6 protein-coding genes are annotated in these 7,426 nt (G+C 57.1%); 4 read left to right on the top strand and 2 right to left on the bottom strand.

From position 1 onward, the window contains the following. Positions 1-729: 729 nt before the first annotated feature. Positions 730-999, bottom strand: a complete 270-nt coding sequence (locus K8W16_RS07315; RefSeq protein ID WP_304122498.1) for a DUF234 domain-containing protein — start codon at positions 997-999, stop codon at positions 730-732. A 274-nt stretch (positions 1,000-1,273) separates the two neighbouring features. On the opposite strand from K8W16_RS07315, the gene K8W16_RS07310 reads away from it, so the two are divergent. Further along, positions 1,274-1,819, top strand: coding sequence for a GNAT family N-acetyltransferase (locus K8W16_RS07310; protein WP_304122496.1), 546 nt, complete (start codon positions 1,274-1,276; stop codon positions 1,817-1,819). 623 nt (positions 1,820-2,442) lie between these two features. Here the strand turns inward: K8W16_RS07310 and K8W16_RS07305 are convergent. Further along, positions 2,443-3,822, bottom strand: coding sequence for an outer membrane homotrimeric porin (locus K8W16_RS07305; RefSeq protein WP_304122495.1), 1,380 nt, complete (start codon positions 3,820-3,822; stop codon positions 2,443-2,445). Positions 3,823-4,403: 581 nt separating this feature from the next. On the opposite strand from K8W16_RS07305, the gene K8W16_RS07300 reads away from it, so the two are divergent. The 3 genes from K8W16_RS07300 to K8W16_RS07290 all read left to right on the top strand — a co-directional run bounded on the left by K8W16_RS07300 (position 4,404) and on the right by K8W16_RS07290 (position 7,293). Next, complete coding sequence (locus tag K8W16_RS07300; protein WP_304122494.1) at positions 4,404-4,871, top strand: hypothetical protein; 468 nt, start codon at positions 4,404-4,406, stop codon at positions 4,869-4,871. Between the two features lie 1,004 nt (positions 4,872-5,875). Beyond that, entirely contained in the window at positions 5,876-6,112 is a 237-nt protein-coding gene (locus K8W16_RS07295) for a hypothetical protein (protein WP_304122493.1), read from the top strand. A 728-nt stretch (positions 6,113-6,840) separates the two neighbouring features. Then, positions 6,841-7,293 carry a flavodoxin gene (locus K8W16_RS07290; protein ID WP_304122492.1) on the top strand — a complete coding sequence of 151 codons (453 nt, stop codon included), beginning with the start codon at positions 6,841-6,843 and terminating at the stop codon, positions 7,291-7,293. The last annotated feature ends 133 nt before the right edge of the window (positions 7,294-7,426 follow it).

Genomic DNA, 7,426 nt, shown 5'->3' with positions numbered 1-7,426 from the left:
CTAGATACGCGAAGATGCTCTCATCGTTTGAGGCTGCCGTACAAATCCGCTGTATAGCGATATGGCTCAAGCTGTTAACTTAACTCGTGTAGACACTATCTAGGAGGAAAGCAAACGAAGTGCCTCTTCTCCTGTAAGGCAGGCGAGCGTCAAGTGGAGGAACGCCTTGCAGTTCTCTTCTGCCTGTTCTGTCGTACAGGGCGGATACTAATGAGTGAGGTTATATGCTGCGGCATCTATCGGGTATGTGGGGACGATTTTATGAATGTGAGCCATCAGCTTATCCCATCGTTGTTCTCGCATGAATCGAAGGTCTCGTTGAATTCCGTGATGAGGTCAAGGGCTTCGTTGCCGGTTTTTGCCAAATGTTTCGCGTGAGCGTTCTGCATGGAGGTCTCCTTTTCCTTTTGGGTTATTCAGGGAAAGGATACGCGAAAAAAATTGCGCGGCACAGTTACTTGTGGTTATAGGTAGATTTTTTGAGATTTTTGAATTTTTTTGGAGAAAAAGAATCCCCCTCGCTCGATAAGACTCGGAATGGTTTTCTAGGCTTACATCATTTCGCTAAAAGTTACCAAGCGGGCCTGACCAATACTCTTCGCAAACTCGCGGCATCCGTCCGTGAAGCCCGACTTCGAGAACACGATATAATTGCGGTTAGCGGCTGTGAGCAAGTGAGAACATTCCACGAGCGTTTCCAGAACGGAGGCGTCCACGGGGGGCATTTGTTCACTTGCATTCGCAATATAACAGGTTACGTTCATCATCCGAAGCAACGATGTCGATTTCGGCCTCGATTTTTTTGCGGGGATCGCTTCCCCACCAGCGCCCATGCGACAGGAAGGTAAGGGGCAGAAGGCCCTGCCTGTTCTGTCTCCACAACCGCTGCTTGCAGATTTCTTCGAATACCGATCCCATGTATTGCGAGAACTGTTCCATGATACGAGCGCAGACAAGGTCAATCATGCCATTCTGTAATAGGGAGATATAACTGGGAATGAAGCGATATCAGAAGCGGAACAAAGGATCTTCCACAGCGTAAAAAGAGCGGAGGGGTGGCTATGAACGAGGGAAGAAAGATATTTGCTCCTAGGGAGCGGTAGTTTTTCTTCCGTTTTTCATGTGCGGGAAGGTGAGGGGAAACTTTGCCTCTGCGCCTGCCGTATGGTACTTGAGGCGGAAAAGAGAAGGGATAATGCGCGCTTTTCCGTCGGGGGATGCCTGGGAAAGGGAGAGATGCCCGGCAACAGAAAAAGAAGAAGGAGAAATGTTGATGAAGCTGGAAACAACGCGGCTTACGCTCAGGACTTTTGAGGAGAAGGATGCGCCCGGCCTTCTGGCCATGCTGGAGAGGCCTGGCGCAAGCTGTTTTGCTGAAGAGAGGCTCGGTTCCTTCGGCGCGGCGCTGGAAGAGGCACGCAGGAGAAGAAGCGCTCGGGAAGGCACGCAGCTTGCCGTATGTTTGAAGGAAAGCGGCGGTATCATAGGCAACGTGTTTTCAAGGCAGGAAGGGCCGGATACCTGGTCGGTGGGCTGGATGCTCAACGAGCGCTTCCAGGGACGGGGTTATGCCTCGGAGGCTGCCCGCGCCTATGTGGACTTTCTTTTTTCCCGCAAGGGGGCAAGGCGTGTGTACGCCTATGTGGAGGAAGGAAATCTCCCCTCCCGCAGGCTGTGTGAAAGGCTCGGCATGCGGAAGGAGGCGTGCTTTGTAGAATTCATTGCCTTCCGGAAGGATGAAAACGGCACGCCTGTCTATGAAAACACGCTGGTATATGCCGTGCTGAAAAGAGAGTGGGGGGCGGAGCCTGCCGTGTGAGCGCAAGTTTTTTGCCGGAGGCCGCCGGGGAAAGGCCGAGCCCTTGTAAGATTCGCCGGGCAAGTGTGTGCCCGCCCTCTCTTCCGTCGCCTTTTCCGGCCGTATGCCCGTAAGGGGCCGCCGTGCCTCCGAGGGCATGCACTCTGGATTTTTGTCTGCCGGGAGGCCTCCGTGCAATTTTCCGGTTTGTCCGGCCGCCGACGAAACGGCATGTTTCGGCGGAACGTCACAGGCTTAGGAACAAGATCCGGTATCCTCGCCCTTCATGATGTTCCTGGCTTTTCGGTGCGTTTTTGGGGGAATGTTCCCGGAGTCTTCATGAGGTTGCTCATGTCTCTGCTTCCATGCTTTGGGACAGGGGATTTGTTCCCGGCCTTTTTACAAGAGCCCGGCGTCCTTCCGTCATAAAAAACACCTTTTCGATGGGGACGGGGCCCGGATAACTCCGTCTTATCGAAAAGGTGTTTTTTAGGTACAACCATCTGTGTTCCACCCGCTCGGCGGGCGGCTTTCTGTTTCGGCCGTTTCCGTTCCCTCAACTGCCTGAAGGCAAAAAGAAAGCGGGAGAGGTTTCCCTCCCCCGCCGGGGCAGTTCCATCACTGCGGGCTAAGCCCGCGCGGAATTAGAACTTGTACTGGAAGAGCAGAGCAACCTTCCAGGCGTCGTCGTAGGAGCTGGCACGATCCTTATCCACACCGGTTTCGAAGTTTTCGAACACATAAGCGGCTTCGAGGTAGGCGGTGAGGTTCTTGTAGATCTTGTAGGTGGTGCCGAAGTCCAGTTCGACGATGGAGTCGTCGGTGGTCATGTACCTGGAGGGGTTCAGGCCGAAGCGGGTGTTGTCGGAGTCGTTGGTACCCTGAGCATACACCACGGCGAAGTCATGGGAGAGGTCTTCGATGAAGGAAAGGCCGGTCCAGGCGAGGCGGACGCCCCAGGCGCCGTTGCCGTTGTGGTTGTTTTCGATTTCGTTATCGAGCAGGCCGGAACCGTTGAAGAAGGCATAGGAGCCCTTGAAGCGGCCGCCGACGGAAGGAATGCTGCCCTGGTAGGCGTACTTCGCATCTTCGCTGTCGCCGGAGCCGTAGAAGGCGAGCAGTTCAGGAGTGCCGTAAGCGGTCTTGTAGGACACGCTGCCTTCCATGAAGTAGCCGTGCTGGCTGGGCTGGCTGACGAGGGTGGGATCGTCGTCGCTGGTGAAGTTGCGGTCGCCGTACACGAAGCTGGCCTTCACGGTGAAGGGATCGAAGTAGGTCATGGTGCCGGTGATACCGAACCAGTAGGTGCTGCTCTTGCCGCGGATGTACTTGTTGTTGTTGGTCCAGGCGCCGGGATCCATGCCGTCACCGATGGCGGCATAGGCCACGAAAGGAGTCACCTTGAAGCCTTCGAAGGCCATGTCGGCAGCCAGGCCGAACACGTCGATGTTGTCGGACTGGTAGGTGATCTGAGCGGCATCGGCATAACGGGCATGACGGGCCCAGAAGGCGTTCACGGTCATCCAGTCGGTCACAGGAGCGTTCACGGTGATGCCGTCGGTCGGATCCTTGCTCCACATAACGATGTTCTTACCGTCGGCAAGAGCGGGCAGGGCGATGTTCTGGCGGCCCATGCGGACCTTCACATCGGTGTTGGGGATGAGCCAGTCGATGTAGGCCTGGCGCAGGTAGACGCTGTTGTCCCTGCCGCCGTCAAAGCCGTAGCCGAGAGTGTTCTTCTTCAGATTCTCCTTATCATGGGTGTCGCCGTAGAAGTTCTGGCCCCAGTCCCAGTAGGAGCGGACCTGGAAGTAGCCGGAGAGCTGTTCGGACACGGAGAAGGTCATGCCGAGGTTCACCTGCTGATGAACGCGGTCGAACTTTTCGTTCTCGTTCTGGAAGCGACGGCCCTGGGTGAACTGGATGTTGTAATCGCCGTCCACCTTCACATCAACGGCGGAAGCGGGAGCGGACGCGGCAAACACCATGCCGGCGGCCAGAAGAAGCGTGGTAAGCTTTTTCATTGTGTCATTCCTCTGAAAAAAATTTGGTCAAATGAAACCGTTATGGAAAATCCCTCTTTTTCCATGAGCGCAGCTTAGAATTAAGTTGTGAATTAAGCAATAAAAAAATGTTAACAAAATGTGATTTTCCCCAAAAAGGTTCAAAAATTTTTATACGAGTCCCATGATTTCAGGGCGTTAGAGGCGTAAAAATTTTTGTTTCCAAGGATGGAGAAGGAGCTCCGAACGGGGCGGAAGAAACGGTAATTATGGGAAATAATGATGGATGATGCCGAAGGAAGCTCTATGTTCCCCGGAAAATCCGCCGGGACGGGGAAAAAAAGCGTTCGCCAAGCCCGCGGACGGGGCTTCGCGCACGGGAGGCAAGCATGCTTCGGGGGCGAAAAGACGTTGAAAATTTTGGCACGGCAGGAGCCGGGGCCTTTCTCTCGAGCCATGAGGAAAGGCTTCTTCAGGCGCGGGCGTGCAGCCCCGGAACTTCCCCTCCGCACATTTTTGCGGTAGCACTGAGAACCGTGCGTCAGTGATGCGCGCCCCTGGGCGCCTGCCCCTTCGTACCTTTTAATATTAAGGAATGTACCATGAGCAAGGAATACAATCCCGGAATGCACACGGCCGAGCATGCCCTGAGCGGCGTGCTTATCCGCCGCTACGGCTGCCCGCGCTGCTTTTCCACACACATCAACGCCAACAAGTCCAAGGTGGACTTCCACTTTCCGCACGACCTTTCCGCCGAAGAGGTGGAGAGCATCACCGCCGAGGTGAACGAGGTGCTCTCGCGCGACCTGCCCGTCATAGCCCGGGACATGCCCCGCGAGGAAGCCGCGAAGATCTTCAATCTTTCCCGCCTGCCGGAAAGCGCGGGCGATACGCTGCGCATCGTATTCATCGGCGACCCGGAAGCGCCCGGCGGAGCGCTGGACGCCTGCCCCTGCATAGGCGAACACGTTTCTCACACGGCGGAATGCGGTACGTTTATCTGGGTTTCCCATGAATGGAAGCCGGAGGACGGCGGCGTACTGCGCATACGCTTCAAGCTCGGCAGGTAGCGTCACAGGCGGCCCTTGAGGCCGCTTTCTGATTTAAAAGCCCCGGCCTGCCCGGGCCGTGTTGCGTAGCCCATGGCAAATCCTTTTGATTTACTGGGGAAAAATGCGGCATGGCAGCTGCTCCTCAGGCTGTTCAAAGGGGCTCGTGATGGGGAACACGGGGGAGCCGGCACACATGGTATGCGCCCCGAAGCGTGGCGGGCAGGTGTTCCGGGTCGGGAAGAAAGGGGCTGCCGGGAAAATATGGCGGAACCCGGTGGAGGGAAGGCGCAAGGAGGGCAGCGTAGTGTTCCCCCTCAGTACTATTGTTTGCGAGGTCGCCGGAAAGGAGCGTGCCGGTTTCGTCGGGCATGGAAAGGGGAGAACAGCCTGATGATGGACGAACCGTCTGGAGAGCGGAAATTTCCCTGTTCAGGCGTAAGCCCGGCGTCGAGGGCGCTATGCCGATACGGCAGGCAGGGGGGATAAGGCGAGAATAGCCGGATATCAGGCAACAGAAGGCCTGGGATAAACTCGGAGAGCAGTAGAGTTTTCCGTAAGAGGGAAGCCCGGTTACGGGCCGTTGCAACACCATGGAGATGACGGGCCGCAAGGAGCCTGGAGGGCGGGAAGGGGGGGGAGTGCAGGCCGCAGGAGGAGCTGCCCGCCATGCCGGAAGGGCCGTTTTTTTCCGGTGGGGCCGGGCACGCGGGAAGGCCCCGGCATGTGTGGCGCACAGAAAAGGCCGGGCCGGAGGGCAAGAGCAGGCGGCAACGCCGGATTGCGGGGCATGGCGCTTCTGACGGGAGAACCCGTCTCCGTGCGCGGGGCTTCCCGGCAGGGCTTTCGGAAGCCCCTTTTCCGGCCCGGCGGTAAGGCATGTTGCGGGGTTGCCCGGTAACACGGCGCTGCCTGTGCGGAATTTCCGGGGAAGGTTTCCCCGCTTTTGGACGTTGTATAAATATCAAATAATTACCCTATATTATATAATAACAGAAAAAATATTCCGCGAAAGGAAAAATTTTTTGAAATTTAAGTTGACATTGAAATTCGTTTTCATTAGTGTTTTTTCAACGGGAGCGAGAAAGCCGGAAGGCAGCCTCATCCTGAAGAAGGAGCTTTCTCTACCGGCGGAGCCGGGGGATTTCTTCCGGGCATACGACGTGCCGGAGATCTTTGAAAATCACACAGGGTTCGCAACGGCCGATTCAGGGCACAGAGGTATTGACCTCCCCCCCCAAGGCCGCCTGACGATGGCTTGACCCGGCTTTTGCCGGAGGCGTCAGGCGGCAGAATTTCCGCGAAGCGCAAGGCTTCGCAGCGTATTGGAATGCGACCGGGTCGTATTCCGTGCTGAGGCGCCAGCCTCAGCCTCCTGGTGCGGCGAGGGCCGTTCCCCATGGTGGGGGGCGGCCCGAAAAAACGCATCCCCATTGCCCATAACTGCGTGGGGCGATCCGAGCGTCCCATGTCTCCATAAAGACGCGCTGTTTTCTTCTGGCAGCGCCTTACGCCGGAGTATATGTCTGGATACTCCGGCAAAATTTCCCTGCCTGCGGCAGGAGCGCGGGCCTCCGCCTGCACCGTATTCGCCATAGCCTTTCGGGAAAACAGGTAGCCCGGAAGGTTCTCCTCCGCATTGCCGGTATGCACGTCATGGGTATGCCGGCAAAAATTTGCTCTGGAGCCGCAAGGCTTCAGTCTCCTCCCCCCCCTTGCCGGGCTTCCGACTCACAGCGGAGGCTCGGCCGAATTTTCTGTCCTGCATCCACCCCGCATGGGCGGGGTGAGTACTCCTGGTCGAGCACGGCGGAGAAAGACGGCATATCTCCGCCGTGCAAAAAATGCGAACCTGTTTTTCCGGGAAGGAGGTTCCCCGGCTTCAGTCGGACAGCCGTCCTGCGGCCTCCCCGTCCGGGTTCTCTCATGAACGGCACGCTTTTCCTGTATCGACGGCCGTACCGGCCGGTAAGTTAACCATAAGGGAGTGTTGATGAAAGTTCTTATTGTGTACGGTTCTACCACCGGCAATACCGCAGGTATTGCGGAAGCCCTCGGCGAACAGATAGGCGGCGCGGGCCATGAAGTGGCGGTGAAGAATGCCGCCGACGTCACGGCCGAAGGCCTGTGCGAAGGCTATGACGCCGTTCTTTTCGGCTGCTCCGCCTGGGGCACCGACGAAGTGGAAATGCAGGATGATTTTCAGGCCCTGTTTGACGACTTCGACGCCATAGGGGCTTCCGGCAAAAAGGCCGCCTGCTTTGCCAGCGGCGACAGCAGCTTTGAACATTTCTGCGGCGCGGTGGATGTGCTGGAAAACAGGCTCGCCGGCCTCGGGGCCTCCATTATGGAGGAAGGCCTCAAGGTGGAAGGCGACTATTCCGGCAGCAAGGACGATGTTGACGACTGGGGCAGGCGTATCATAGCCGATTTGCAGGGCTAGGCCCCGGCGTGCCCGCCCTTTCCGGAGACTTGCCGCACAGGAAAGGCGGCCCCTTCGGGAAGGGCGTTTTTTGGCAGCGACCTGAGAGAAATTCAGAAAAAAGCCCCTCGCGCTCAAGGCGCGAAGGGCCTTT

Origin of the sequence: Mailhella massiliensis, from assembly GCF_020741395.1 — a bacterium.
GTDB lineage: Bacteria > Desulfobacterota > Desulfovibrionia > Desulfovibrionales > Desulfovibrionaceae > Mailhella > Mailhella massiliensis_A.
The sequence above is the reverse complement of the archived record's forward strand: the minus strand, read 5'-3'. Positions and strand labels throughout refer to the sequence as shown.

Bases quoted from the DNA above. Each gene is read 5' to 3' on its own strand.
- K8W16_RS07310 (WP_304122496.1), top strand. From the start codon at position 1,274: ATGAAGCTGGAAACAACGCGGCTTACGCTCAGGACTTTTGAGGAGAAG.
- K8W16_RS07305 (WP_304122495.1), bottom strand. From the start codon at position 3,822: ATGAAAAAGCTTACCACGCTTCTTCTGGCCGCCGGCATGGTGTTTGCC.
- K8W16_RS07300 (WP_304122494.1), top strand. From the start codon at position 4,404: ATGAGCAAGGAATACAATCCCGGAATGCACACGGCCGAGCATGCCCTG.